The sequence below is a fragment of the Mycolicibacterium chlorophenolicum genome (assembly GCF_001044235.1).
Classification (GTDB): domain Bacteria; phylum Actinomycetota; class Actinomycetes; order Mycobacteriales; family Mycobacteriaceae; genus Mycobacterium; species Mycobacterium chlorophenolicum.
Genome location: NZ_JYNL01000030.1, coordinates 344,678 through 369,454, shown reverse-complemented (window position 1 = coordinate 369,454; position 24,777 = coordinate 344,678). Strand labels below are relative to the sequence as shown.

Sequence of the window (24,777 nt, the reverse complement as noted above, 5' to 3'; positions counted from 1 at the left end):
CGGCGCCTAGACTGCGGGCATGAATCGCCGTACGGGCCGGTCGATCCCGATCAGCGACGGACTGCTGCAGGTCGAGGACTGCCTCGATGCGGACGGCGAGATCGACCTGCCCGACGACATCACGTTCATCTCGCTGATCGACCGCAACATCGCCCACGTCGGTGACGAGGTCGCCTACCGGTACCTCGACTTCTCCGGCGCGGGTACGCAGATCTCGGAGATCACCTGGACCGAACTGGGCGTGCGGATGGCCGCGGTGGCGGCACGCGTCCAACAGGCCGCGACGCCGGGGGAGCGGGTCGCGGTGCTCGCGCCCCAGGGCCTCGACTACATCGCCGGTTTCTTCGGCGCGATCAAGGCCGGCGCGGTGGCGGTGCCGCTGTTCGCCCCCGAATTGCCCGGCCACGCCGAACGTCTCGACGTCGCGCTGCGCGATTCCCGACCTGTCGCGGTGCTCACCACCTCGGGGGCCCGCGCCGGGGTGGAGGAGTTCCTCGACCAGGTGACCGGGTTGCGACGGCCCGAGGTCATCACGATCGACGAGGTGCCCGACGCGGCGGCGACGACGTTCGTGCCGACGGTGATCGACGTCGACGACGTCTCGCATCTGCAGTACACGGGCGGCGCGACGCGACCTCCGGCCGGCGTCGAGATCACCCACCGCGCCGTGGGCACGAATCTGGTGCAGATGATCCTGTCGATCGATCTGCTCGACCGGAACACCCACGGGGTCAGCTGGTTACCCCTGTATCACGACATGGGTCTGTCGATGATCGGCTTCCCGGCGGTCTACGGCGGCCACTCGACGCTGATGTCGCCGACCGCGTTCATCCGCAGGCCGCTGCGCTGGATCGAGGCGTTGTCGGCGGGGTCGGCGACCGGACGGGTGGTCACCGCGGCACCGAACTTCGCCTACGAGTGGACCGCCGCCCGGGGCGTGCCCGGCACGGACTCCGGGATCGATCTGAGCAACGTGGTGCTGATCATCGGATCCGAACCGGTCAGCATCGACGCGATCGCCGCGTTCGATGCGGCCTTCGCGCCGTTCGGCCTGCCGCGCACCGCCTTCAAGCCGTCCTACGGCATCGCCGAGGCGACGCTGCTCGTCGCGACGATTGCCCCCGCCGCCCGGGCGCAGGCCCTGTATGTCGACCGCGACGCGTTGGCCCGCGGCACCGCTGTGCCCGTCGCGCCCGACCACGACCTCGCCGCGGCGCACGTGTCGTGCGGGCAGGTCGCGCGCAGCCTGTCCTGCGTGATCGTCGACCCCGACACCGGCCGCGAGCTCCCCGACGGGCGGGTCGGCGAGCCGTGGGTGCAGGGCGACAACATCGCCCGCGGCTACTGGCGCCGGCCCCAGGAGACGCAGCAGACGTTCGGCGCGCGCCTGGCAGGCACCCTGGCCGGCGGCAGCCACGCCATCGGCGCGGATCCGGACCGAAACTGGCTGCGCACGGGCGATCTCGGGTTCTATCTGGACGGTGAGCTCTACATCACCGGCCGGATCGCCGACGTGGTGATCCTCGGCGGCCGCCGCTACTCCCCGCACGACCTCGAAGCCACCGCGGCCGGCGCGTCCCCGATCGTGCGCCGCGGATACGTCGCCGCGTTCGCCGTGCGGGACGACGGGGCGGATCGCCTGGTGATCGTCGCCGAGCGCGCCGCAGGCACCGCGCGCACGGATCCCGGCGCCGCGGTGGCGTCGATCAAAGCCGCTGTGTACGAACACCATCAGGCTCCGGTGGCCGACGTGCGCATCGTGCCCGCCGGTGCGATCCCGAGGACGACCAGTGGCAAGCTGGCGCGCCGGGCCTGCCGCACCGCGTATCTGGACGGCATATTCGACGACCGGGCGATCACGCCGCGGGCATGACCCCGGCAACCGTGAACATCAGCACCAGCCCCGGCAGCAGATTCGCGATGGCATGGGCGACGATGCCGGCGATCAGCGTGCCGCCGTAGAGGCGCGCCAGGCCGATCGGAAGCCCGATGACGAGCAGGAGCGGGGCCCGCTGCCACTCCAGGTGCGCGATCGCGAACACCACGGTCGTGACCCCGAGCGCCACCCACCGTCCCCAGCGCTGTTCCACGGCGCCCCAGAGAAGTCCCCGGAAGATGATCTCTTCGCACACCGGCGCGACGACCACCACGACCGCGAACACCAGCACCGCCCAGCCCCACGTACTCCGCAGATCGCCGAACACGTCGTCGGCGGCCGACGTGACGTCGTCACCGACGATCGACAGCCACAGCACCGAGGCGGGAATCGTGACCAGCAGGCCGGCGGCACCGAACAGCACGCCCACTCCGGCGCCGCGCCAGGACCACCGGATGCACAGGTCGGTACACGGACCGTTGCCGCGCAGAGTGGTGACGACGACGGCGCACCAGGCGGCCAGCGCGGTCGGCAGCGCGACGCCGACGGCGACGGGGAGCACTGACGACGCACCGGCGCGGCCCAACACCACGGCCAGCGCCAGCGCCGACACCAGGTACACGGCCTCGACGACGACGAAGGCGCCCAGTCCCCAGCGGTGCGGCGGGGCCTGCTGAGCAGGGTCCACGAGGGGACCTTAAGCCCTCAGGTGACCGCCACGAACGGGCTCAGCACGTCGCGGACGAACTGGGCGATGTTGATCGACGGATTGCCGTCCGGAAAGCTCACCGTCGCAAGCACATTGCCGCCGGCGTCCGCGAAGTTGCCGTCGGCACGGTCCTGATGCGACGACGAGGTCACGAGGATGATCCCCGAGGTGCCTGCGGCCTCGGCCAGCGGCACCGAGAACCGGGCGTTCTGCACGGTGCTGTTGGCCCGGTCCTCGACGATGATGCGGTCGTCGGGGAAGCCGAGTACGCGCAGCGTCTTGCGCATCTCACCCGCCTCGGTCCGACCGTTGCGCGGATTGCCGCCGGTCACGATGATCGGCGACTGGGGAAACATCTGCGCCACGGCCAGACCCGTGAGGACACGGGTGTAGAGGATGGGCCGCATGGTGCCGTTGTCCTTGAGTCCGTAGCCGAGGACCACGATCGCCGGTTTGGAGAAGTCCTTGGCCACCAGAGGTGGGGCAGCGTGTGCGGGTCCGGCTCCCAGCAGCAGGGCGAACGCCGTCGCGACGGCCAGCAGCAGTGCGCTGCACCGCGCCGCGGCACCGGAGAAGGTCACGATCATGTCATCGCCGGCCGGACTCGGTTCATTACGGTCCGGTCTCGATGGCCCAACGATGCGCGAAAATCGGCCGGGGCCGTTCGCAACTTCCGTCCCGGCGTGGTCTGGTGGACAGTGATGTCTTCGCACCGCACGGTCCTCGTTCGCACCGCCCTGGCGACGGCCGCTTCGGCCGTGGCGCTCCTCGCGGTGGCTCCGTCCGCGTCCTCGGCGCCACCGTCGGACAGCCGGGGGTACATCGACTCGACGGCACGGTGCGCGGCCCCGGCGACGGCGGTGGTGTTCGGCAGCACCGCCGGCTCTCGCGTGGCCATCTGCAAGCTCGCCGACGGGGACCTCGAGTACCGCGGGGTGCGGGTCCGGGACGGGGCGAAGTTGATCGCCGCGGCGTCCCAGTCGGCCGACGGCGCCTTCACCGCGTCCCGGGACGGCATCGAGTACATGGTCACCGCCGACGCGCTGGTGATCAGCGCGGCCGAGAAGGTGATCCGCGACGAACCGATGCTGGACTTCCATCGGCCGGGGAGCACGAGCTCGCCGGGCGCCGGGCCGACCACCTCGGCGACCCCGACCCCGACCACACCGCTGCCGCCCCCGCTGCCCGCCGAGGTCGGCGGAGGCGACGGCAGCTGACCTGGGTCAGTCCCGCGGAAAGACGACGTCGTGGCCGACCTGCAGGGTGCCCGTGCTGAGCACCCGGCAGACCGACCCACCACGGCGGTGCAGCGCGGCGGCGGCGCCGGGACCGATCCAGTCGTCGAGCAGGCGGCACGGGGCCGACACCCGCACCACCTCCAGATCGACGTCGGCGATCCGGATCCTGGTGCCCGGTTTTGTGGGGATCTCCCCGGCGTCGACGGTGATGTTGCGGCGCGTCGCGCCGGAGTCCACGGGGTGGCCCAGCTGCGCGGCCGCGGCGTCGAGCGCCTCGCGCGACTGCAGGGTGACGTGGCGGTGCCGGGTGCCGTGATAACGGTCGCCGACCAGGCCTTTGCCCGCTTCGGCCACGACCGCGTCGACCGAACGCGTCGGGATGCGCCGCCCCGGAGCCAGATGAATAGCGACGATACGCACGAGCGCCCAGCCTAATCGCCACGAATTCCGTCGCCGCATCGGCAATTGTTTGCTATTTGTCGCCGCGCGAATTAACTGACGGCCGCGTCAGCAAATGAATGGTTGATGAGAATTCATCGATGTCCAGTAGACAATTGATCACATTCTGGATACGTTTCTCGCGGTCGGGGTCACGCACAGCAACATGGAGGGGGCGCGTCATGCGCACATCTGCACGTTCTTACGTCACCGCCGGCGTAGCCCTGATGGGCGCCGGCGTCATCTCCGCGACACCGGTCACCTCGCAGTTGGACCTGCGGATGGCGAACTACGACGTCAACCTGGTCGCCGCGACCCAGAGCTGCGCCGCGGGCAGCTCGAGTGCGCTCTGCGCCGAGCCGACGGGCCTGCCCGCGGCGGCGCCGTTCGTCTCGACCACGGACAGCACGAACATGTTCAACATCCCGGCGAACCTGTTTATCGCGCTTGCCAATACGCCCTACAACTTCTTCACCGCGCTGGGTGACGGCAACGTCCACCTGGGCGGCGAGCCCGATGGCGGCCCCAGCTTCCAGCCGACCTACGAGGGCATCACCCTGACCCAGCCCGACGGTAACGTCGTGGGCCTCGGCGCCGATCTGTACTACGGCGGCAGTTGGTGGGTCTACAGCCCCACCAACATCCTCGGCACCGACACCGCTGACGTGCCCCGCTATCAGGCGCTCGCCAACGTGCTGGTGCCGTTCCCTGCCCTGTCCGTGCCCCTGGGCAACATGTTCGCCGCGATCGCCGCGTCTCAGCTACCGATGAACTCCGGCTGCACCGGCACCGGCCCCGGTGCGTGTGACGACCCCACGGCCATTCTGAGCAAAATGTTTGATCTTCGTCACATCGGCGCATTGTTTTCGCCAGAGGGATACACGTTCCCGGAAACCCGCGAGGGCATCAGCTGCAGCGCCGACGGTCAGTGCTACGTCAAGGATCCGGACGGCCAGGAAGTGCCCTGGTCCGGCGAGACCGTCAAGCTCGACCCGACCAAGCCGTTCACGAGCTTCTACGACAGCCTGACCGGCACGCCGGACTTCTCGCAGATCAAGCCGGTGACCCCGGAGCTGATCACGGCCAGCCTGACCAGCCTGGGCCGCGGCCTGAACACCGCCTTCAACCCGTTCGTGCTCGGCACGCAGTGCTCGCTGTGCGCCCCGTTCGTCCCCAACCCGGACAACAAGCCGATTCCGGGCCCGGTCTTCGAGGATCCCGACACGACCACGACCACGACCACGACGACGTCGACGCTGGCTGCCGACACCACCGACACGGCGACCTCGGACAAGGCCACCGCGCAGGAGGCCACCACGGCGCTGACCGCTCCGGCGGTCACCGCGGCGCCCGCCGCGGAAGCCCCCGCCGCCGAGGCCCCGGCCACCGACGACGGTGCCGCGGCGTCCAAGGGCCCCAAGCACCGCAAGCCGACGGCGACCAGCGAAGCGGTCAAGCAGGTGCGGGACTCGATCAACGCCAGCGTCTCCAAGCTCAGCGACAGCTTCAAGAAGAAGCCCGACACCACGTCCTCGGACGCGGGTGACGCGAGCTCGGCGAAGAAGAGCGGTGCGTCGGAATCGAGCGCCAAGAAGGCCGGTGCGTCGGATTCCGGCGCCAAGAAGAGCACCGACTCCGGCTCGGGCGGTTCACAGGACTGACCCCGTGCCGGTGGGCGGGCTCCGCGCAGGCGCGGACCCGCCCACTGGTGCGTTCTACAGGTAGGGGTCGGCCCACGCGCTGACGATGCGCGCAGCGCGGGCCGCCTGGTTCTTCTCGGTGAGCAGATGGTCGGCCCCCTCCAGGGAGACGAAGCTGCGGGGATGCCGTGCGGCGCGGAAGATGTCGCTGGCGTTGGCGATCCCGACCGTGTTGTCGGTGGGCGAGTGCATGACCAGCAAGGCCCGCCGCAGCGTTTTGATGCGCTCACGCAGATCGGCGTTGCGGACGTCCTCGATGAAATGCCGGCGCAGGGTGAGCGCCTTGCCGCCGATGAGAAACGTTGCCTCACCGTCGGATTCGATCCGGCTGACCAGCGCGTCGTAGTTCTTCTCCACGTGCGCGGGCTGGAACGGCGCGGCGACGCTGGCCACCGCGGCCACCGTCGGACAGTCATGGGCGGCGGCGATGGCGGCGGCGCCCCCGAATGAATGACCGACGAGCAGGCGCACCTCACGGCCGGAGTCGTTCATGAATCTCACGGCCCGCACCGTGTCGTCGACCTTGTGCGAGAACGACCCGTCGCCCCAGTCGCCCTCGGAATGACCGAGCCCGAGATTGTCGAACCGGAGCATGCCGATACCCTCGGCGGCCAGCTGCTTGCACATCCGGCTCGCGGCGGGGCAGTCCTTGCCCAGCGTGAAACCGTGCGCGAACACACCCCAGCCGCGGATCTCGCCCTGCGGCACGTCGATCAGGCCGGCCAGCGTCGGGCCGCTGCTGCTGGGGAAGGTGATGCGCTCTGCCACGCCCACATCCTGTCATCGCCGACCGTGCCGCATGCTGGAGTGGTCGTCGCGGCGGGAGGAGTCCATGGTGAAGGTGCGGTTCGGGGTCAGCCTCGGGGTCGACGTCGGCGCGGACGCGCTGCCGGGGTTCGTCGACCAGCTCGAGTCGGCGGGCATCGACTCGCTGTGGTTCTCCGAGCTGGTCTATTCGCCCGCGATCGATCCGGTGGTGGGGATGGCGTTCGCGCTCTCCCGGACCCGCGACCTCAAGGTGGGCACATCGGTGGCGGTGCTGCCCGGCCGCAACCCGGTGCTGGTCGCCAAGCAGCTCGCATCGCTGGCCGCGCTCGCGCCCAAGCGGGTCCTGCCGGTGTTCGGCCTGCGGTCGGCCCTGCCCGTCGAGCGCGACCTGTTCGTGGTGCCCGAGGGCAGGCGCGCGGCGGTGTTCGACGAGTCGCTGCAGCTGCTGCGCCGGGTGCTGCACGAAGACACCGTCTCGTTCTCCGGCGAGTTCTTCTCCGTCCGCGACGCCACGGTGATGCCCAAACCCCCTGGGCGGCTGGACATCTGGCTGGGCGGTTCGTCACCGGCGGGATACCGGCGCATCGGCGCCTACGGCGACGGCTGGCTGGGCAGCTTCCTCACCCCGGCGGAGGCAGGGGAGGCGGTGGGGCAGATCCGCGCAGCCGCCGCGGCCGCCGGGCGGGAGGTGCCCGAGGACCACTACGGCATCAACCTCGCCGTCGGTGACGGCGAGCTGCCCGCCCCGGTGCTCGCCGCGATCCGCAAGCGCCGTCCCGACCTCGATCCGGCCGAGTTGGTGGCCGCCGACTGGTCGCAGTTGCACCGCCGGCTCGACGACTACATCGCCGCGGGGCTCACCAAATTCGTGTTCCGGCCCGCCGGTTCGATCAGCACCCAGGACTTCCTGAACACCTTCGCCAAAGAGCTTCTGCCACGCCAGAATTGACGACACCTGCCGGATCACGCCCGGGCACGCTGCCGGCGTGCCAGACTGCCCAGCATGATCGAGATACTCCAGGACATGCCGCCGGGGGTGGCCGGAATCCGCGTCTCGGGCCGGTTGCGCGGTCAGGATCTGCGCGATTTCCGGCCCGCGATGGACGACATGCTGGCAACCGGTGAGATCAGGCTCGTCGAGGTCATCGCCGACGACTACGAGGGGTTCGGTCCCGGCGGCCTGGCCGAGGACCTGCGTCTGGGGCTGGGGGCGCTGATCCGCCATCACGCGGCGTTCCGGCGCGTCGCGGTGGTCACCGACAAGGAGTGGGTGGTGCACACGCTGCACGCCTTCGCGTGGATGGTGCCGGGCGAGATCGCGCTGTACCCGCTCGCCGAGCTGGACCAGGCCGCCGCCTGGGCCGCCGGCTGACCCCCGATGGCTCTCGATCGCGCCGCCCTGGTCGCCGGCGGCATTCGCCTCACCTCGGGGATCTCGTTCCTCGTGGATCCGCTGCGCGCCAACCGGCTCTGGGGGGACCCGGGGGATCCGCCACCCACCGCGCGGCTGCTGTTGCGCTCGATGGGGTACCGCGACGCGTTGATCGGCGCCATGCTGGTCGCTGCGGCGCTGCAGGACCGCGACACCCGCGGTTGGTTTCTGGCCTCGGGCGGCGCCGACGCGGCCGACCTCATCGGCGGGCTCAGCGTGCACGATCAGCTGGGCCGCTCCCAGAAGGCGATCGGGCTCGGCGGTGCGGTGGTCGGCATCGGCGTCGGGCTGTGGGGGGCGGTGCGCCGGCCGCGTCGCACCGGCGCCTGATCATCGCCGCGCCAACACCCAGGCCTGGCCGTCGGCCTCGCCGGAGGCGATCACGTCGAGTGTGCTGAACGCGTGCTGGAGCTCTCCCGGCGCCGCCCGGTACCGGCCGGGAGTCGCGCCGACCTCGCTCAGCGCGCTGACCGCCAACAGCCCACCCGCGCGGACGCGGTGCCGCATCGCCTCGTCGAGGCGGCGGTCGCGAAAGTTCGCGCACAGCAGCACATCCACCGGATCGCCGGGCGGCAGCCCGTCATCGAGATCGGCCACGGCGAAAGACGCGCCCATGCATCCGCATCGCTGCGCCAGGGCGCCGGCCTGCGCGACGGCCACCGGCGAGATGTCGTAGCCACGGACCGTCAGGCCGCGTCGCGCCAGCCACACCGCCGCCGTTCCACGCCCGCACGCCACGTCCAACGCGGTGCCGTCGGTGGGGAAGAGGTGCGCGAAGGGTTGGAAAACCGTTGGCAGACAGCCATCGTCGGGTTCGGCTGGCGGCAGGCTGCGGTAGCGCCGGTCCCAGCGCTCACGGTCGTCGTCGGACACGCCGCCATGCTAGGCGTGGGGTGCGCGCATGATCGAAGCCATGGGTGACGACACGTGGGAGCAGTTGGCCGGTCCGTTCGCCGACGAGACGTACGCGTCTCTGAAGGGGCGAGTCCGCAGTCAGGTGCTGCACCACCAGCTGCTCGATCATCTGCCCGGGCCGCCGGGGTCGGTGCTCGACGTCGGAGGCGGCGCGGGACACCAGTCTTTCCCGCTGGCGCACGCCGGCTTCGAGGTGACCCTGCTCGACCCGTCGCCCGCGATGCTGGCCAAGGCCGGCGAGCGGTGGGAGAGGCTGCCGCTCGACGTGCAGCGCCGGGTCCGGCTCATACAGGCCGACGGGGAACAGGCCGTCGACGCGGTCGAGGGGCGCCGTTTCGACGCCGTGCTCTGCCACGGGGTACTCATGTATCTGGAGACGCCCGACGCACTCGTCGACCAGTTGTGCACGTGCACGGCCGACGGCGGCGTGGTCTCGATCATGGCGCTCAACGCGGCGACGATGGCGGTGCGGCCGGCGCTGGAACGCCGGTGGACCGACGCGCTGGCGGCGTTCGACGCCACCGAAGAGGTCGGAGTCCTCGGCGTTCCGACACGCGCTGACACCGTCGAGGACCTCAGCGCACTGCTCAGGGCAGGCGGTGTCGATCCGACCCGCTGGTATGGCGTGTGGCTGTTCACCGACTGGCTGGAGTTCGCCGGCGCGGTGCCGCGCGACGGCGCCGACGAGTCCGTGGAGGCCATTGTCCGCGTCGAACTCGAGGCCGCCGCCCGGGATCCCTACCGCCAGTTGAGCCGGGTGTTCCACCTCGTCGGCCGTAAGCGCCCGTGCTGAGAAGACTCACCGATCGACGGCGCGGATCCTGATCGGGCCGCGCCAGTCGGCGTCGGGGTCGAGCACCTCGCCGCGCTGGGTGATCTCCACCAGACCGGCCCGGGCGAGCGCGCGGGCGGTGTCGCGCGCGTCGTCCATCAGGGCGCGCCACTGCTCGCCCCCGACGGCGCGCGCCGCGTCCGACGGGCACGTGCTGCTGCGGGGACCGCGATGACCTGCCAGCGCCAGGATCGCGGCCTCGAGCCGCGTGCCGGCGGGGGCGTCGTCCAGCGCGGCGCGCGCCGCGTCGGCGAACGGACCCGCCTGGTCGGCGATCGCCGTCAACTCGCGGCGTAGCTGGTCTGCCATGGCTCCAGTCATACCGGTGTGTGATCCGCCACAGCATGCGTTTATCCCGCGCACGTTGCGGTTAGTACTTAGCCGTACTCATTGAACTGCGGGCCAGGAGGCCCGGGATGGGAGTTCTACCGATGAAGTTGACTCAGGTCCTCGCCAGTGCAGCCGTGTTCGGCGGCCTCACCGCCGGTGCGATGGGAATCGCCGGAACCGCTGCCGCCCAGCCGGGTTGGACGCCGCCGCCGGCGCCGCCCGCCGGGCCGAGCACCGGCACCCCGCCGGCCTCGGCCCCGCCGAAGCCGGTCGATCCGACCTGGGCCGCGGGCAACCCGCAGGTCTGGGATCAGGGCTGGCAGCACTGGGGCGTCTGGCTGAACGGCGTCTTCGTCCCGACGTACTGATCGAACCCGCCACGACCACCGCAGAGCCACCCGGTTCTGCGGTGGTCGTTTTCTCATGAGCGAGCCAGAACTCACCGACGACGGACACCACGTCGTCATCAACGGCCGCCGCTGGCGCGCCACCGATCCGGACATCCCCGAACAGCGCCGCGCCGAACTCACGCGCATCCTGATGGCGTGGCGCCGCGAGGTGCGGCGAACACGCGGCACCCCGGACGAGCCCGCGGCGCGGGCCGGCGTGCAGGCCGCCAAGGTCGCGCTCGGCGAACGCGGCACACCGCCGTGGTGGGAGCAGTCGAGCGCGCAACGCCGCGCCCGCTGGGAGACATCCGTGCCGGTTCCCGGAGACGGCAGCGGCCGGGACGCAGACTGACTGCGCCCCGGCCACTTTCGGACGACGAGGTCAGACACCCAGCGTGCGCTGGATGTCCGGCTTCATCGCGTTGAGCTGTGCACCCCAGTATCCCCAGCCGTGCGTGCCGTTGGCCGGGAAGTTGAAGGTGGCGTTGCGTCCGCCGTCGCCCACATAGGCCTTCTGGAACGCGCGGTTGCTGTCCTGGGTGATGCTCTCCAGCACCTGGCCCGGGATGTCACCACCGCCGCCGAGGTCGCCCGGCCGGCCGTTTCCGGTGTACACCCAGATGCGGGTGCCGTTGCCCACCAGCCGCCCCGCCTGCAGGGTCGGATCGTTGCGCTGCCATGCCGGACCGCCGCCCGGGCCCCACATCGCGGTGGCGTCGAAGCCGCCGGCGTCGCGCATCGCGAATCCGACCAGCGTCGGCCAGATGCCGGCAGAGAGGTTGAGGAAGCCCGACAGCGAGCCGGCGTAGCTGAACTGACCGGGATGGTAGGCCGCCAGGATCAGCGCCGCACTGCCCGACATCGACAGGCCGACCACGGCGTTGCCGCTGGGGGAGATGCCCTTGTTGGCCGCCAGGTACGCCGGCAGCTCGGAGGTCAGGAACGTCTCCCACTGGTAGTTGTAGGTGGTGCCGTTGCCGACCGCGGGTCCCTGCCAGTTCGTGTAGAAGCTGGACATCCCGCCGACCGGCATGACCACCGACAGCCCGGACTCGAAGTAGTTCTCGAACGCGGCGGTCTCGATGTCCCAGCCGCTGTTGTCGTCGCGGGCGCGCAGCCCGTCGAGCAGGTAGACCGCCTTGGGCCCACCGCCCTGGAACTTGACCGGGATGTCGCGGCCCATCGCCGCCGACGGAACCATCAGCGTCTCGACCGGCAGCCCGGCCCGCGAGTACGCGCCGGCCGTCGCCGATCCACCGGCGACGGCGACCAGACCCGGCAGCAGCAGCGCCACCATCGCGCCGGCGAGCAGCCGGCGTCTGAAGTTGAGCAGAACATTCATTCGTGTATTGCCGTCCTCTACACCGCGCGCCTCACCGGCGCGCGTCACGGGATTGCCTGGTTACGGTCGGCACCGCGGTGCCGAGGATGCCGTTGCTTCACATCCGCCCGCGCCGAGTACTTCGTCACGTGACGTATCGGCGTTACGCCCGGTCGGATTTCGTCAGAAACAGATGTCCGCCGGGGATTAGCCTTTCCTGGTGAGCAACGGTCGCCCGAGGGTGCTGATCATCGGTGGAGGGTTCGGCGGATTGTTCTGCGCGCGCCGGCTCGGCGGGGCGGACGTCGACGTCACCCTGCTCGACCGTGCGGCGGGACACCTGTTCCAGCCGCTGCTGTACCAGTGCGCGACGGGCAAGCTCAGCATCGGCCACATCAGCCGTCCGCTGCGCGAGGAGTTCGCGCGTCACCGCAATGTGACGATCCTGCTCGGTGAGGCCGTCGAACTCGATCCGCGGGCGCGCCGGCTGACCGCGATGCGACCGGACGAGTCGCGGTTCACGCTCGACTACGACGTGCTCGTCATTGCCGCGGGGATGCGCCAGTCCTACTTCGACAACGAGAGCTTCGCGCAGTGGGCGCCAGGCATGAAGACCCTCGACGATGCGCTGAGCATCCGGCAGCGGCTGTTCACCGCGTTCGAGATCGCCGAGACGCTGCCGCCAGGGCCGGAGCGCACCGCATGGCTCACCTTCGCCGTCGCCGGCGGCGGGCCGACCGGCGTGGAACTGGCCGGGCAGATCCGCGAAGTGGCCACCCAGACACTGGCCAACGAGTTCCACAGCATCGAGCCCGAGGACGCCCGGGTGCTGCTCTTCGACGGTGGGGACCGGGTGCTCAAGACGTTCGCCCCGGACCTGTCGGCGAAAGCCACCAAGACTCTGGAGAAGCTCGGCGTCGAGTTGCACATGGGCGTGCACGTCACCGATGTGCGCCGCGAGGGGGTCACCGTCACCCCCAAAGCCGGGGGCGCGGCCGAGCATTACGAGGCCCGCACGGTGCTCTGGACCGCGGGCGTGGAGGCCGTGCCGTTCGCCCGGCACGTCGCCGAGGTCCTCGGGGTCACGACCGACCGGGCCGGCCGGCTCGCGGTCGCGCCCGACCTGTCGGTCCCCGGGCACCCGGAGATCTTCGTGATCGGCGACCTGGTCGGCCGGGACAACCTGCCCGGTGTCGCCGAGAACGCGATGCAGGGCGGCCTGCACGTCGCCGCCTGCGTCCGTAGGGAACTCGCGGACCGGCCCCGCCGCGACTACCGCTACCGCGACCTGGGCTCGGCGGCCTACATCAGCCACGGGAACGCTCTGCTGCAGGTCGGCCGCCTGAAGATGTCGGGTTTTCCGGGCTGGCTGGCCTGGGGCGTGCTGCACATCGCGTTCCTCACCGGTCTGAGCAACCGGGTCAGCACCGTGGCCACCTGGCTGGCCACCATCGCGCGCACCAACCGCTATCACCGGGCGTTCATGCTCGGTGCCGCGAATTCCCCCGAGCAGCTCTACACGTGGACGAACTGCGACGAAACGGTCGACGAGTCGCCCCCGGCGGGGATGACGATCTCGACCGATGACGTGCGCCGTCTGCTGACCGCGGACCCCGATGCGCTGCTGGTGCTGATCGAGGGCCGCGCCGAGGTGATCACGTCGAAGGCACTCGACGACGACGCGTTCCGCGGCGCGATGGAGGTGATCTCGCGGGCGGCGCTGCTCGAGCGCACCGGCGGCGCCACGGACCTCGCGGACGCCGAGCTCTCCATGCAGGCCGCGGCGCTCGACACGGCGGTCACCGAACTGGGCGGCTGACCGTCGGGAACCCTGCAGACCGTCGGCGGGTCATTGAGGACCTTGGTCCGTACCGCGACGGAGTGTGCGCGCTTAGCGTCGAGCGTGGGTGACACGACCGCTCGAAAGGACCCATGATGACCCAGGTATCGGGAACAGCTAAGCCCACAACGCATTCCGGCGATCTCCTCGATGACGTCCGGGAGTCGGCCAAGGTCGGCCAGCACGCTGTGGCCGAGGCGCTGCGACTGTTCCGCCAGACGGTCGACGAGGCGGTTCCCGACGCGGTCCAGCCGCTCCGGAACAAGATCGTCGATGCCGCCATCGAGCTCGCCGATCAGCTCGTCGCGGCTCAGTACCAGTTCAACCGCAATCTCGTGCGCAGCGCCGATCGGGCGTTGAGCAAGTCCGACGGGGAAGACGAGTAGGGCACCCGCCGCTCGGCGATGACTGCGGGGCGCCGCTGCGGTCCATCCTTCGTGATGGGCGAACCGGCAAGCGCGCAGATGATCATCGTCGCGGGACACCTCATGGTCGATCCCGCCGACCGCGAGTCCTACCTCGCGGGCTGCGCGACCGTCGTGCGGCAGGCGCGGGCGGCGCCCGGCTGCCGTGATTTCGCGATCTGCGCGGATCCGGTGGACCCCGGCCGGATCAACGTCTACGAGCAGTGGGAGTCCCCGGCGGCGGTCGAGGAGTTCCGGGGTAGCGGCCCCAGCGACGAGCAGCGGGGCGCGATCCGGTCCGGGTCGGTGTCCGAGTACCGGATCACCGACGCCCGAACGCTTTTCGGGTGACCTCGCGGCTGATCACCCGTCGGTGGCGATCGCGGGGATGCCGTGGATCGGGTAGTCGCTGAACACCAGCGTCAGCCGGATCGGCCCGACCCGGTCGGTGAGTTCGTCGAGCGTTCGGGCTCGCAACAGGTCCTGTTCGGCCACCGACATGGCGCCGGTGTAGGACACCCGCAGATCGACCTCGGTGGTCTTGCCCCGGCTGATGGCCAGCGCGTCGATCAGGGTGAGGTCGTGGTCGAGTTCGCCGCGATGCTCGTCCGACACCGCCTCGATGGCTGCGCGGACGGCGGCGTCGAGATCCGGGTCGGAACGCCGGCCCGACAGCCGACCGAATTCGAGCCGGATCTCGCGGACGGGGTCGGCGACGAGGACAGCGCACAGGATGAGCACGATGATGCTGTCGGCGATGTCCTTGATGTCGAAGCGGTCCGAGGTGACGACGGTGCCGTCGGGGATGATCGCCACGATCACCAGCGAGGCGCAGATGCCGGCACTGATGAAGCTCGCCATCTTCGCCGCGTTGGCTTCGACGCGCAGCAGGGCCGACGCGTCACCGACGGAGCGGTTGTTGCGTCGGTGGTTCGCCATCAATGCGAGCCCGATGGCGGCGACGACGGCGGTGTAGATCGCGGCCACCCCGAATTCGGGCTCGCTGCCCTGCCCGGTGACGAGGTAGTCGATGACCTTGATCGCATTGGTCACCACCGCGACGAGCACCACGCCGAGAATCATCAGGGACCGAAACAGCGCGTAAAGGTTCTCCAAAGCCATTCGGCCATAGGGGTTCTCGGCATCGGGTGGACGCGAGGAGGCCACCGCCAACCGCGCCGCGATGAACGCCGCGGCGGCGTTGATCAGTGAGATCACGCCGTCGAGCTGGGTCGCCGAGACGCGGGTGATGCCGTAGACGGCGAAGCCGACGACAGCCAGCCCGAGCATCGTGAGCGTGTAGGTGTGCAAGCTTCGTCGCTCGGCTGCAGAACCGCCGACGGTGACGCCATCGCCATGGTGAGCGAGCCTACGACCCGTCAGGGGAATGCGGGACGCACCTGGCGCTGTTACAGGGTCATTCCGGCAGCAGACCGGGCAGCACACCGTCGAACCGCGTCCCGCCACGGCTCCGACACTGAGTAGGAAAGTGGCTGATCCACCATGGATTTCAGACTCGAGGTCGTCATCGTGCCCGTCTCGGACGTCGACAAGGCACTGAGCTTCTACCACGATCGGCTGGGCTGGCGGCTCGATGCCGATTTCGCCGTGACCGACGGCTATCGCATCGTCCAGGTCACGCCGGCCGGCTCGCCGGCGTCCGTCATCTTCGGCGACGGGGTGTCCGCGGCAACCCCTGGCTCCGTCGGGGGCCTGCTGCTCGTGGTCGATGACATCCGGGCCGCCCGGGAGGAATTGCTGGCCCGCGGCGTCGAGGTGAGCGAGGTGTTCCACGACGAGTCCGGGGTGTTCACGCGGCCGGGCACGGTCGGTCGTGTCGCTGGGCCGGGTGCCCAGGGAAGCAGCTACACCTCACATGCGACGTTCGGCGATCCGGACGGAAATCAGTGGGTGCTGCAGGAGGTGACCACCCGGCTGCCCGGCCGCTGAGATCCGCGCTACCGCGCCGCGCGGCTGCTCCGGCCGCCGATGTGCGGCAGCCCGGCGAGCAGGCCGCGTTGCGGCACCCCGAGAATCGGCTCCGCCGCGACCCCGAGTTCGGCGAGCACGTCGTTGGCCGCGAGAACACCCGACATGGCCGAGCGTTCCATCAGACCGGACAGATAACGGGTGTCGATGTAGTCGCCGGCCAGGCGCAGCCCGCGCGCATCGGTGCGCACTCCCGGCCGCGTTCCCGCCGAGCCGGGCGGGAAGGCGGGTGCGGTGGCTTCGAGCCGGTCGTGGGTGTGCAGGATCGTCGCGCCGACGGTCTCGGGCCACAGGACGGCCAGTTCGCTACGCAGTGCGGCGGCGGCACTGGCGGCGTCGGGCAGGCGGCACGAGTACGAGTGCAGTTCGACGATCGAGCCGCCGGTGGCGCGCGCCCAGTCGATGCTCGGCGCCTCCAACCGGGAGTAGACGGCGATCGAGTCCAGCGTGGGCTGTCCGCTGACGGCGCTGAACGGGGCACGGTCCGGCGCGACGTCGCGGTCGAACCAGATACGACTGACCGCGAACGGTGGTGCGACGGTGAGGTTTTCGCAGCGTTGGGCGAGCAGCGGAGCGGCCTGCGCGGTCGCTGCCGAGGCGCCGACCAACGATGTCAGGGCCCCGGGGTCGAGCGCCAGGATCAGATTGCGGGTGTCGATGACGTCACCGTCGGTGGACAGCCGCCAGCCGACGCCCTGCGGTTCGAGTGAGCTGACGCGCCTCCCCAGCCGAACGCCGGCGCCGTGCCGCTCCAGATGTCGTCGCAGCGGATCCCAGATCGCGGTGGCGTAGTCGGTGTCGGGTACGTCGAAACCGATGCCCTCCGGGTTGCCGAGGAAGTAGTAGTGGAACATCGCCACGAGCTCGGCGGCGGAGAGCTGACCCTGGTTGCAGAAGAACGACCGCGCGAAGGCCTCGAACAGCATGGTGCGGCTGCGCTCGGTCATCCCGAACCCGTCGAGGAAGGTCGCGGCGTCGACGTCGTCGAACTCGGCGTACGTGGTCGCCCGGTCGTAGGCGAGCAGCGCGCGACCGGTGTCGGCGTCGGCGGTCATCAGTTCCCGGCGGGTGAGGCTCTTGGAGCGCAGCGCCAGCGCGAGCAGGTTCAGCGGCGGCGCCGCGGGCAGCCCGGACAGGTCCTCGGCGGGCCAGTCCGCCGAGATCACGGGGTAGCTCTTCACCGGCGCGAGGAACGACAGGTCGGGGTCGGCGCGGCGCAGGATCGCCCGCCACGTGTAGTAGTGCCGGAAGAACGCGTGGAACCCGTGCTCGATGATCTGCTCGGAGCCGTCCGGAAGGCGCTCGGGCCATGCGCCCAACCGTCCGCCGAGGTGATCGGCGGCCTCGAGCAGCGTCACCGCGACCCCACGCTCGGCGAGGACGACCGCCGCCGAGACGCCCGCGATGCCGCCGCCGACGATCACCGCCTCGGTGCCCTCGGGCGCCTCACGCGGCTGCAGCGGGTCGGGTGTGACGAGAGCCCGCGGACGCATGCGCAGTGGTGCGGCGCGGCTGGTCAGGGCATTGCTCATGGCGACGGCTCCTCAGAGATCGGTGGCTGCCGGCGGGCTCGCCGCAGCGCGGCGACCGCTTCGATCGCGAACGGCACGGCGACGACACCCATCAGCACGCCCCCGGTGAGCGCGGAGCCGGGCAGGCCGAAGAAGACGGCGTGGGCCATCACCGAGGAGAAGTAGACCCACAGGTACAGCGCGGCGGCCGGCCACGACGGCGATGAAGCGCGCGACGGCGGGAGCAGCAGGTGCAGTGCCGTCATCATCACAAGGGAGACCAGCAGCCACCCGGCATAGTTGGACAGCGGGATGCCGGGGATGAGCGGCAGGCTGGGGTGCGGGTCGAGCCAGCTCCAGTGGCCCGCCGCGACCATCTGCGGATCCAGGAACACGTCCCAGGCCGTCAGCGCGTAGGCGGCGACGGCCACCACCGCGGGGCCGCGGCGCATCAGGGTGCGGCCGACCACCAGCGCCGGCCACGCCATCATCACCCAGGCCATCGGCACGATGACCGGGACACCCACGAGTTCGGGGCCGAGCGTCCCGGTGTAGGCGTAGTGCCCGAACGGCCACCCGGTGGCGACGCCGACGGACTCGGCGACCAGGCCGCCACCGCCGGCGACCGCGGCGAGGGTGAGCGCACCGCGCAGCCCGTGCACGCGGCCGGTGTCTGCCAGAGAAGCGAGAAAGAAGAGGGAGACGCTGAGCACGGTCACCTGGGTGCGCCACGCCTCGGGCATCAGGGGGTAGAGGATCTGTACACCGATGGCGGACGCGACCAGCGTCCACACCACATGTCCGGTGCGCACCGGGGCGAGGGGCACCGCAACCGCCACCCGCCGAACCTCCACTGTTCCAGTCTGTCAGCCGTCGCGGCGCCAGCCGCGGACGCTGGCTCCTTCGCCGGGCATCGTCGACCTGCGTAGAGTTTGCAGGTGCCCGATGCGCGCCCTGCCGAAATCCTACGCGCCGTCGTGGCCGTCGGATCCGCGCTCGCCTGCCTGGGTACCGCGCATGAACTGCTCAATCTTCGGCTGCTGCGGCGGCTGCCCGACGATCCCGCCCCTGTCGGCGCCGTGGTGTCGGTGCTGATCCCCGCGCGCGACGAGGCGCACCGCATCGGGCCGACGATCCGGTCGGTGCTCGCCCAGAGCGGCCTGACCGAGGTGGAGATCCTCGTTCTCGACGACGGCTCCACCGACGGCACGGTCGAGGTCGTCCGCCGGGCCGCGAACGGCGATCCGCGGCTGAAGATCCTGACCGGGTCGGCGACGCCCCCGGGGTGGCTGGGCAAGCCGCACGCGTGCGCTCAGCTGACCGCCGCCGCGCGCGGCGAGATCCTGGCATTCGTCGACGCCGACGTCGTCCTCGCCCCGCACGCCGTCGCCGCGACCGCGGCGCTGCTGCGCGGTCCCGGCGCGTTGGCGCTCGTCAGTGCCTGGCCCCGGCAGATCGCCGTCGGGGTGCTCGGGCGCCTCGTGCAACCCCTGCTGGCGTGGTCGTGGCTGACCACGCTCCCGGTGCGGCTGGCCGAGCGGTCCCGCCGCCCGTCGATGGCGGTGGCCAACGGACAGTTCCTCGTCGTCGACGCGGCGGCGCTGGCCCGCGCCGGCGGCTGGCAGGCCGTGGCGGGCGAGGTGCTCGACGACATCAACCTGGCGCGGGCGGTGCGCGCGGCCGGCGGCCGGACCGGCGTCGCCGACGGGTCGGCGGTGGCCACCTGCCGGATGTACGCCACGGGGAGCGAACTCAGCGAGGGGTACCGCAAGTCGCTGTGGGCGGCGTTCGGGTCACCGGTGGGCGCGGTCGCGGTCGGCACGGCGCTGTGCGTCGTGTACGTCGTCCCCGCGGTCGCGGCGCTGACCGGCTCGCGGGTGGGTGCGCTGGGCTACGCCGCGGGTGTCGTGGGCCGGGTGGCGGCTCGGCGGTGGTGCCGCCGCGGGGGAAGGGGAGACCTGCTCGACGCTGCCGCGCATCCGCTGTCGATCGTGGCGTTGACGGGCCTGCTCGCGTCGTCGTGGGGCGGGCGGTGGCGCGGCACCCTGCGCTGGAAGGGGCGGCCGGTATGACCCGCGTGGTCGTCGTCGGGGCGGGTCTGGGCGGGCTGGCCGCCGCGGCCCGGCTGGCCGCGCTCGGGCACCGCGTGACCGTGTGCGAGGCGGCGCCGACGGTGGGGGGCAAGCTCGGGGTGGTCGAACGCGAGGGCTTCGTCTTCGACACCGGCCCCTCGCTGCTGACGGTTCCCGACCTGCTCACCGACCTGTTCGACGACACCGGCGGACCGGCGGATCTGACGGTGGCACCGGTCGATCCGGCCTGCGCCTACCGGTTCGCCGATGGCACCGAGATGGTGTTCCCCCACGACGGCGCACGGATACCGGCCGCCATCGACGCGGCGCTGGGCGCCGGCGCGGGGGAGTCGTGGCGCCGGTTGCACGAACGGTCCCGCCGACTGTGGGATCTGGTCGCCGATCCCGTTCTGCGGCAACCTATTTCGCTGTCACGACTGGCGCGGATGAGCATCCGGCCGGCCGATCTGCGGGCCGTCGCGCCGTGGCGCACCATCGACGGGCTGGGTCGCGGTGCGTTCACCGATCCGCGACTGCGGATGTGGCTCAACCGCTACGCCACGTACTCGGGATCCGATCCGCGTCGCACCCCGTCGGTCCTGTCGGTGACCGCGTTCGTCGAGCAGGAGTTCGGTGCGTGGTACGTGCCCGGCGGTCTGCGCCGCATCGTCGATGAACTGGTCCGTCGCTGCAGTTACCTGGGCGTCGAGATCCGCACGGGCACAACGGTGGACGGTCTGCTGATGGCGGAGGGACGGGTGAGCGGAGTGCGGTGCGCGGATCGGGAGATCCCGGCGGACGCGGTCGTCAGCGATGCCGACGCGGCGCTGCTGTACGGCCGGTTGATCGACCGTGCCCCCGCGCGGATCTCCCGCGCGCTGCGCCGCGCACCCCGCTCGATGGCCGGCTTCGTGATGCTGCTCGGCCTGTCGGGTCGCGTGCCGGGCGCCGCGCACCGGATCTACTTTCCCGACGACTACGACGCGGAGTTCGACGCCATCTTCGGCCCGGACCCGCGTCCCGTGGTCGACCCGACCGTCTACGTGCACGCCCCCGACGACCCGGCGCTGCGCCCCGACGACGAGTCCGAGGGGTGGTTCGTGTTGGTGAACGCACCGGCGCACGACCCCGGGCGTGGGGTCGACTGGGACGCCGACGGGGTCGCCGCGCGCTACGCCGACCGGGTGCTCGATGTGCTGGCCGAGCGTGGCGTCAACGTCCGGCCGCGCCTGCGCTTCACCGAGCTCATCACCCCGGCAGACCTGGAACGCCGCACCGGCGCACCGGGCGGCGCGATCTACGGCACCGCGTCGCACGGCCCGCGCGCCGCGCTGCGCCGGCCCGCCAACCGCAGCCCGATCCCGGGGTTGTTCCTCGTCGGCGGGTCCGCGCATCCGGGCGGCGGCATCCCGCTGGTGCTGATGTCGGCCGAGATCGTCGCAGGACTCATCGGCCCGGCGGGAACGACGCCGGCATCGAGCGCCGCACCCCGCGCAGCAACTGGGCCAATCCGACGCATCCGAGAGCGGTCCACACGATCGTGAACAGCGCGCCCCAACTCCAGCCCAGCGGCGGCACGCCCGCCGGGAACGCCGCCGCCCCGCCGGCGGCCAGCCCGACCACGATCAGTCGGGTGGGGCGTTCGGCGACGGTGACGCATCCGACGCCCGGCATCCCGACCGCCTGGGCGCGGGCCCGCAGGTACTCCAGCAGCATCACCAGCGCCACCGCGGCCAGCACCCATGCCGTCGGTGCGCCCAGGGCGTACAGGGTGGCGCCGAGCAGCAGGTCGCCGATCCGGTCGGCGACCGAGTCGACGACCGCGCCGAGCGGACGGGCCCGTCCGGTGCGCAACGCCACGGCACCGTCGAGTCCGTCGAGGACGCCCGCGAGCAGCACGAGTGGGACGACGGCGACGGGCCGGCCGAGCCCCGCCACGGCGGCCCAGGCCGCCGCCAGCGCGACCACGCCGGCCACCGACAGCACGTCGGGCGGTATCCGGGCGATCGGGCCGGACGCCAGCACACGCACCATGCGCAACCAGCCGCGCACCACCGGCGACGGCTGCACGCCACCGTGCAGCTGCGACCAGCCGGCGTCGTCGGCGCCGCGCGCGGAGTCGTCGGACGTCATGAGGCCAGCCTGCCAGCGCGGGCACCGGACGGCGGGGGACATGCCGTGAGTCGGCTGCGCCAGTTCGCCTCCGGGGTGCGGACCACGTTCCCGGGCAGCGACCTCGCCCTGTGGGCTGCGGGCGCCACCTATTTCGGTGTCATCGGTCTGGTTCCGCTGGCGCTGGCGGCGTTGTGGGCCGTCGGCGCGCTGGCCGGGCACGACATCGTGACCACCGCGATGAACGCCGGGATCGACGGGTTGCCGGGCGGTCACGGCACGCCGGAGGCGCTACGGACGCTGACCCGGGTGGCGCTGTCGATGTCGTGGGTGCAGGCGCTGGTGGTGCTGTTCCCGGCGAGCCTCTACGGCGAGGGATTGCGGCGCGCGTTCGTGCAGATGTCGGCGGAGCCCGACACGCTGACGGGATGGCGCGGCCGGGCCGGCCTGCTGGGCGTGGCGGCGGTCGCGCCGTTCCTGGTGCTCGCGGTGCTGCTGTCCGCGCCGTACGTCGGTCCGCTGTACGCGGGCGGCGGATGGTCGACGGTGTGGGGCGTGGTCGTGGCCTTCCACATCGTCTGGGTCACGGTGTCGACGGCGCTGCTGGCCGTGTTCGGGTTGATCGGTCCGGGCCGGATCGGGTGGCGGGCGCTCGCGGTGGGCGCTTTCGGCACCGGCTCCGTCCTGGCGGGCTTCCTGCAGGGTTTCGTGCTGTTCCTGGCGATCCCGATCCCGTGGTCGGCGCCGTTCGGCGGGCTGCCGATCGTCGGTGCCGTGACGGCTCTGGCGCTGTGGCTCTACATCATGCACATCCTCGTGCTGTGCGGGTTCCGCGCCACCGTGGTGCTCGATCAGCTCAACCGCGCCGGCTGAGCGGCCGCCGGGTCAGTCCGCGGCCGCCAGCGCCCGCACCGACGCGGGCACGGGGATGCCGGCGGGCACGTCGGGCGCCGGGTGGGGCGCCCCCGCCCGGACCGTCAACGGGACCACCCCGGCCCACGCGCCGCTGGCCACGTCCTCGTCCGGGTCCTCGGGCCAGCCGTCACTGACCTTCAGCGACCAGTTGTCCGCGCCGATGTCGAGCCGCAGCGCCACGGTGGCCGCGATCTCCTTGCGTGTGCTGGGGCGCAATTCGGCCACCCGGCCGGGGATGAACGCATCGGTCAGCGTCTCCAGGTAGCGCACTTTGTCGGCGTCGGGGACCGGGCTGAAGGTGCCGAACAATGCGGCGCTGCGGTAGTGGAACGACGACTCGAAACCGCTGCGCGCGACCACGATGCCGTCGAGGGTGGTGACCGAGACGGCCGCCGGGGCGCCCGCCGCGAGTGCCCGCAGCCACGGCGAGCCCGTCGACCCGTGGATCACCAATTCGTCTGCGATACGGGCGAACCCGGTCGGGAAGATCGAGGGGTGACCGTCGCGGATCACGGCGACCGTCGCCAGCGGCGTGCTGTCCAGCAGCGCGTACAACTCGGCGCGGCTGTCGCGCTGCTTCTCCGGCAGCCTGGTCACCCGGGTGGACGGTGTCATGGCGTCAGGCTAGCGGCTGCGCCGCCTCACGCGGGTGAGCTCTCGCGGTCGTTGGTCTGCAGGGGCGGCATCAGCGCCGGCTTGACGAGGAGGCCGCGCAGCCGACTGTTGGACGCACGGAACAGGCAGGTCATCGCCTCGACGGTGCCGCGCACGTCGTCGCGGGCGGTGAGGTAGGTCCAGCGGTGGGAGTCGGGCAGGGCGAAGAACTGTTCGAAGAAGCCCGGAACGTCGGCCGGGGGCATCCGCAGCAGTGCTTCCAGGCCGACGCGCCGCACGTGGTGCACGACCCGGGCAGGCAACGGCCACACGGTGTTGCGCGCCGCCGCCAGCGCGCGGTCCGGGCCGTCGGGCAGATGCGCGGCGATTGCGGCGGCCACCTGTGGCGCCAGGTTCAGCGACGCCGCCAGGCTGAACCCGGTCGCCGGGTGGATCAGGGGCGCCGCGGCGCCGAATCCCAGCACACCGGGCGCGCGGTGTCGCGGCTGGTCCACCGGGAACGCCACCTTCTCGGTCGGAGCGCCGTCCGGCACGGTGATGCCATGATGCGTCAGCCGGGCGTAGAGCCGTCGGCGCAGGGTGGACAGGGGCAGACCCGGCCGGCGGGCCAGCGACGTCTCCTCCAGCAGCACCCGCCCGCCGCCGAGCGGGACGACGTAGAGGAACGTGGGCCAGCCGGATTCGCCGTGGTCCTGCCGCCAGTCCATGAACAGGGCCTCGCCGGGCCCGATCAGCGGCGCGGCCGCGGCTTCGTCGACGAACACCCCGTAAGCCGTCTGCGCCGCGCGGGTGCGTCGTTGACGGCGGGCGTTCAGCGGCCGCGCCTGGCCGCCGGCGTCGACGATGACCGATGCGCGCAGCGCAGACCCGTCGGCCAGCGTGACCGCACCGGCCTCGGGGGAGCCGACCACCCGCCCGGGGTGGACCGTGACCCCGGTCAGCCCGTCGGTGAGGTGGCGCTGCAGGGCGGGCACGTCCAGCACGGCGTAGTCCCAGCCGAGGTGGTGCTCGGTCAGCGCCGTCACCCGGCCGGCGGCGCGTGCCGCCACCACGTCGGCCGGCAGATCGGCGGGCAGTTCGCGGCTCCACATGCCGTACGTCGCGGTCCACGGGCGGTCAGGGGCGACGTCGACCAGGCCGGTGGACAGCCCCAGCCGTCCGCATGCGCCGGCGAGCGCCGTCCCGGCGGGGCCGCCGCCGACCACCAACACGTCCATATGTCCCATCATCGCCCCAGAAGCTCGTCGAAAGGACACCGAGCGTCGGTTGTCTCGCCCGCGAACGTAGCAGTTCGGCGGGCGAGCGGTCCGAAACGGCTGCGTCGGGCCGATGAATTCTGCTACGCGTGGCAGTCAGAAGCGTGTCAGACAG

Annotated in this window: 28 protein-coding genes and 1 pseudogene; 16 read left to right on the top strand and 13 right to left on the bottom strand. The window is 71.4% G+C overall.

Features of this window, described 5'->3' with window-relative positions:
* Positions 1-19 precede the first annotated feature (19 nt).
* The gene (locus tag MCHLDSM_RS16490; protein ID WP_048471042.1) at positions 20-1,873 is read left to right on the top strand and encodes a fatty acyl-AMP ligase; all 1,854 of its coding nucleotides are present in this window, start codon (positions 20-22) and stop codon (positions 1,871-1,873) included.
* Here MCHLDSM_RS16490 and MCHLDSM_RS16485 read toward each other — a convergent pair.
* Both MCHLDSM_RS16485 and MCHLDSM_RS16480 read right to left on the bottom strand, forming a co-directional pair.
* On the bottom strand, positions 1,857-2,564 hold the full coding sequence (locus MCHLDSM_RS16485) for a type II CAAX endopeptidase family protein (RefSeq protein WP_048471041.1): 708 nt from the start codon (positions 2,562-2,564) through the stop codon (positions 1,857-1,859). The two genes, MCHLDSM_RS16490 and MCHLDSM_RS16485, sit on opposite strands and share 17 nt — an antisense overlap.
* 17 nt (positions 2,565-2,581) lie before the next feature.
* Positions 2,582-3,172: a YdcF family protein gene (locus MCHLDSM_RS16480; RefSeq protein WP_048471040.1), complete on the bottom strand. Its 591-nt coding sequence runs from the start codon at positions 3,170-3,172 to the stop codon at positions 2,582-2,584.
* 114 nt (positions 3,173-3,286) lie between these two features.
* Here MCHLDSM_RS16480 and MCHLDSM_RS16475 point away from each other — a divergent pair, with 114 nt between their 5' ends.
* The gene (locus tag MCHLDSM_RS16475) at positions 3,287-3,802 is read left to right on the top strand and encodes a hypothetical protein (RefSeq protein ID WP_048471176.1); all 516 of its coding nucleotides are present in this window, start codon (positions 3,287-3,289) and stop codon (positions 3,800-3,802) included.
* A 6-nt stretch (positions 3,803-3,808) separates the two neighbouring features.
* Here MCHLDSM_RS16475 and MCHLDSM_RS16470 read toward each other — a convergent pair whose 3' ends face one another.
* Positions 3,809-4,243: an MOSC domain-containing protein gene (locus MCHLDSM_RS16470; protein ID WP_048471039.1), complete on the bottom strand. Its 435-nt coding sequence runs from the start codon at positions 4,241-4,243 to the stop codon at positions 3,809-3,811.
* A 200-nt stretch (positions 4,244-4,443) separates the two neighbouring features.
* On the opposite strand from MCHLDSM_RS16470, the gene MCHLDSM_RS16465 reads away from it, so the two are divergent.
* Complete coding sequence (locus tag MCHLDSM_RS16465) at positions 4,444-5,922, top strand: hypothetical protein (protein ID WP_048471038.1); 1,479 nt, start codon at positions 4,444-4,446, stop codon at positions 5,920-5,922.
* Positions 5,923-5,976: 54 nt separating this feature from the next.
* Here MCHLDSM_RS16465 and MCHLDSM_RS16460 read toward each other — a convergent pair whose 3' ends face one another.
* Positions 5,977-6,729, bottom strand: coding sequence for an alpha/beta hydrolase family protein (locus tag MCHLDSM_RS16460; protein ID WP_048471175.1), 753 nt, complete (start codon positions 6,727-6,729; stop codon positions 5,977-5,979).
* Positions 6,730-6,796: 67 nt separating this feature from the next.
* On the opposite strand from MCHLDSM_RS16460, the gene MCHLDSM_RS16455 reads away from it, so the two are divergent.
* Genes MCHLDSM_RS16455 through MCHLDSM_RS16445 form a run of 3 tightly spaced genes read left to right on the top strand, consistent with a single transcriptional unit; the run spans position 6,797 to position 8,491 of the window.
* Entirely contained in the window at positions 6,797-7,678 is an 882-nt protein-coding gene (locus MCHLDSM_RS16455) for a TIGR03854 family LLM class F420-dependent oxidoreductase (RefSeq protein ID WP_048471174.1), read from the top strand.
* A 54-nt stretch (positions 7,679-7,732) separates the two neighbouring features.
* Complete coding sequence (locus MCHLDSM_RS16450; protein ID WP_048471037.1) at positions 7,733-8,101, top strand: SpoIIAA family protein; 369 nt, start codon at positions 7,733-7,735, stop codon at positions 8,099-8,101.
* A gap of 6 nt (positions 8,102-8,107) precedes the next feature.
* The gene (locus tag MCHLDSM_RS16445) at positions 8,108-8,491 is read left to right on the top strand and encodes a DUF4267 domain-containing protein (protein WP_048471036.1); all 384 of its coding nucleotides are present in this window, start codon (positions 8,108-8,110) and stop codon (positions 8,489-8,491) included.
* Here the strand turns inward: MCHLDSM_RS16445 and MCHLDSM_RS16440 are convergent, their stop codons facing one another.
* Positions 8,492-9,034, bottom strand: a complete 543-nt coding sequence (locus MCHLDSM_RS16440; protein WP_048471035.1) for a class I SAM-dependent methyltransferase — start codon at positions 9,032-9,034, stop codon at positions 8,492-8,494.
* A gap of 28 nt (positions 9,035-9,062) precedes the next feature.
* Here MCHLDSM_RS16440 and MCHLDSM_RS16435 point away from each other — a divergent pair, with 28 nt between their 5' ends.
* Entirely contained in the window at positions 9,063-9,869 is an 807-nt protein-coding gene (locus MCHLDSM_RS16435; protein ID WP_234714020.1) for a class I SAM-dependent methyltransferase, read from the top strand.
* A gap of 6 nt (positions 9,870-9,875) precedes the next feature.
* Here MCHLDSM_RS16435 and MCHLDSM_RS16430 read toward each other — a convergent pair whose 3' ends face one another.
* Positions 9,876-10,217, bottom strand: a complete 342-nt coding sequence (locus MCHLDSM_RS16430; protein ID WP_082168912.1) for a DUF3253 domain-containing protein — start codon at positions 10,215-10,217, stop codon at positions 9,876-9,878.
* A gap of 122 nt (positions 10,218-10,339) precedes the next feature.
* Between MCHLDSM_RS16430 and MCHLDSM_RS16425 the strand changes: the two genes are divergently transcribed.
* Together MCHLDSM_RS16425 and MCHLDSM_RS16420 are read left to right on the top strand one after the other, a co-directional pair.
* Positions 10,340-10,606 (top strand): hypothetical protein, encoded by a 267-nt coding sequence (locus tag MCHLDSM_RS16425; protein ID WP_048471171.1) that lies wholly within the window; start codon positions 10,340-10,342, stop codon positions 10,604-10,606.
* Between the two features lie 55 nt (positions 10,607-10,661).
* Entirely contained in the window at positions 10,662-10,979 is a 318-nt protein-coding gene (locus MCHLDSM_RS16420) for a hypothetical protein (protein ID WP_048471034.1), read from the top strand.
* A 30-nt stretch (positions 10,980-11,009) separates the two neighbouring features.
* Here the strand turns inward: MCHLDSM_RS16420 and MCHLDSM_RS16415 are convergent, their stop codons facing one another.
* Positions 11,010-11,969 carry an esterase family protein gene (locus MCHLDSM_RS16415; protein WP_048471033.1) on the bottom strand — a complete coding sequence of 320 codons (960 nt, stop codon included), beginning with the start codon at positions 11,967-11,969 and terminating at the stop codon, positions 11,010-11,012.
* A 199-nt stretch (positions 11,970-12,168) separates the two neighbouring features.
* Here MCHLDSM_RS16415 and MCHLDSM_RS16410 point away from each other — a divergent pair.
* The 3 genes and pseudogenes from MCHLDSM_RS16410 to MCHLDSM_RS16400 form a co-directional block, all read left to right on the top strand.
* Positions 12,169-13,500: pseudogene (locus MCHLDSM_RS16410) on the top strand (NAD(P)/FAD-dependent oxidoreductase); the annotation flags it as partial.
* A 383-nt stretch (positions 13,501-13,883) separates the two neighbouring features.
* Positions 13,884-14,174, top strand: coding sequence for a hypothetical protein (locus MCHLDSM_RS16405; RefSeq protein WP_048471170.1), 291 nt, complete (start codon positions 13,884-13,886; stop codon positions 14,172-14,174).
* 78 nt (positions 14,175-14,252) lie between these two features.
* A complete protein-coding gene (locus tag MCHLDSM_RS16400; RefSeq protein WP_048471169.1) occupies positions 14,253-14,543 on the top strand; it encodes a putative quinol monooxygenase in 291 nt (96 codons plus the stop codon).
* Positions 14,544-14,555: 12 nt separating this feature from the next.
* On the opposite strand, the gene MCHLDSM_RS16395 is transcribed toward MCHLDSM_RS16400, so the two are convergent.
* Positions 14,556-15,503 carry a cation transporter gene (locus MCHLDSM_RS16395; protein ID WP_048471031.1) on the bottom strand — a complete coding sequence of 316 codons (948 nt, stop codon included), beginning with the start codon at positions 15,501-15,503 and terminating at the stop codon, positions 14,556-14,558.
* 192 nt (positions 15,504-15,695) lie between these two features.
* Between MCHLDSM_RS16395 and MCHLDSM_RS16390 the strand changes: the two genes are divergently transcribed.
* Positions 15,696-16,142 carry a VOC family protein gene (locus MCHLDSM_RS16390; RefSeq protein ID WP_048471030.1) on the top strand — a complete coding sequence of 149 codons (447 nt, stop codon included), beginning with the start codon at positions 15,696-15,698 and terminating at the stop codon, positions 16,140-16,142.
* 8 nt (positions 16,143-16,150) lie between these two features.
* On the opposite strand, the gene MCHLDSM_RS16385 is transcribed toward MCHLDSM_RS16390, so the two are convergent.
* Together MCHLDSM_RS16385 and MCHLDSM_RS16380 are read right to left on the bottom strand one after the other, a co-directional pair.
* On the bottom strand, positions 16,151-17,713 hold the full coding sequence (locus tag MCHLDSM_RS16385; RefSeq protein WP_053083007.1) for an FAD-dependent oxidoreductase: 1,563 nt from the start codon (positions 17,711-17,713) through the stop codon (positions 16,151-16,153).
* Positions 17,710-18,531 (bottom strand): carotenoid biosynthesis protein, encoded by an 822-nt coding sequence (locus tag MCHLDSM_RS16380; RefSeq protein WP_048471029.1) that lies wholly within the window; start codon positions 18,529-18,531, stop codon positions 17,710-17,712. The genes MCHLDSM_RS16385 and MCHLDSM_RS16380 overlap by 4 nt, the downstream gene beginning before the upstream one ends.
* A 99-nt stretch (positions 18,532-18,630) precedes the next feature.
* Here MCHLDSM_RS16380 and MCHLDSM_RS16375 point away from each other — a divergent pair, with 99 nt between their 5' ends.
* A complete protein-coding gene (locus MCHLDSM_RS16375) occupies positions 18,631-19,764 on the top strand; it encodes a glycosyltransferase family 2 protein (RefSeq protein ID WP_201780384.1) in 1,134 nt (377 codons plus the stop codon).
* A complete protein-coding gene (locus tag MCHLDSM_RS16370; RefSeq protein ID WP_082168922.1) occupies positions 19,761-21,308 on the top strand; it encodes a phytoene desaturase family protein in 1,548 nt (515 codons plus the stop codon). The genes MCHLDSM_RS16375 and MCHLDSM_RS16370 overlap by 4 nt, the downstream gene beginning before the upstream one ends.
* On the opposite strand, the gene MCHLDSM_RS16365 is transcribed toward MCHLDSM_RS16370, so the two are convergent.
* Positions 21,211-21,897, bottom strand: a complete 687-nt coding sequence (locus tag MCHLDSM_RS16365; protein ID WP_082168911.1) for a CDP-alcohol phosphatidyltransferase family protein — start codon at positions 21,895-21,897, stop codon at positions 21,211-21,213. The two genes, MCHLDSM_RS16370 and MCHLDSM_RS16365, sit on opposite strands and share 98 nt — an antisense overlap.
* A gap of 45 nt (positions 21,898-21,942) precedes the next feature.
* Here MCHLDSM_RS16365 and MCHLDSM_RS16360 point away from each other — a divergent pair, with 45 nt between their 5' ends.
* Positions 21,943-22,749 (top strand): YhjD/YihY/BrkB family envelope integrity protein, encoded by an 807-nt coding sequence (locus MCHLDSM_RS16360; RefSeq protein ID WP_053083011.1) that lies wholly within the window; start codon positions 21,943-21,945, stop codon positions 22,747-22,749.
* 12 nt (positions 22,750-22,761) lie between these two features.
* Here MCHLDSM_RS16360 and MCHLDSM_RS16355 read toward each other — a convergent pair whose 3' ends face one another.
* A complete protein-coding gene (locus MCHLDSM_RS16355) occupies positions 22,762-23,406 on the bottom strand; it encodes a pyridoxamine 5'-phosphate oxidase family protein (RefSeq protein ID WP_048471028.1) in 645 nt (214 codons plus the stop codon).
* A 26-nt stretch (positions 23,407-23,432) separates the two neighbouring features.
* Entirely contained in the window at positions 23,433-24,623 is a 1,191-nt protein-coding gene (locus tag MCHLDSM_RS16350; RefSeq protein ID WP_234714018.1) for a lycopene cyclase family protein, read from the bottom strand.
* Positions 24,624-24,777 lie beyond the last annotated feature (154 nt).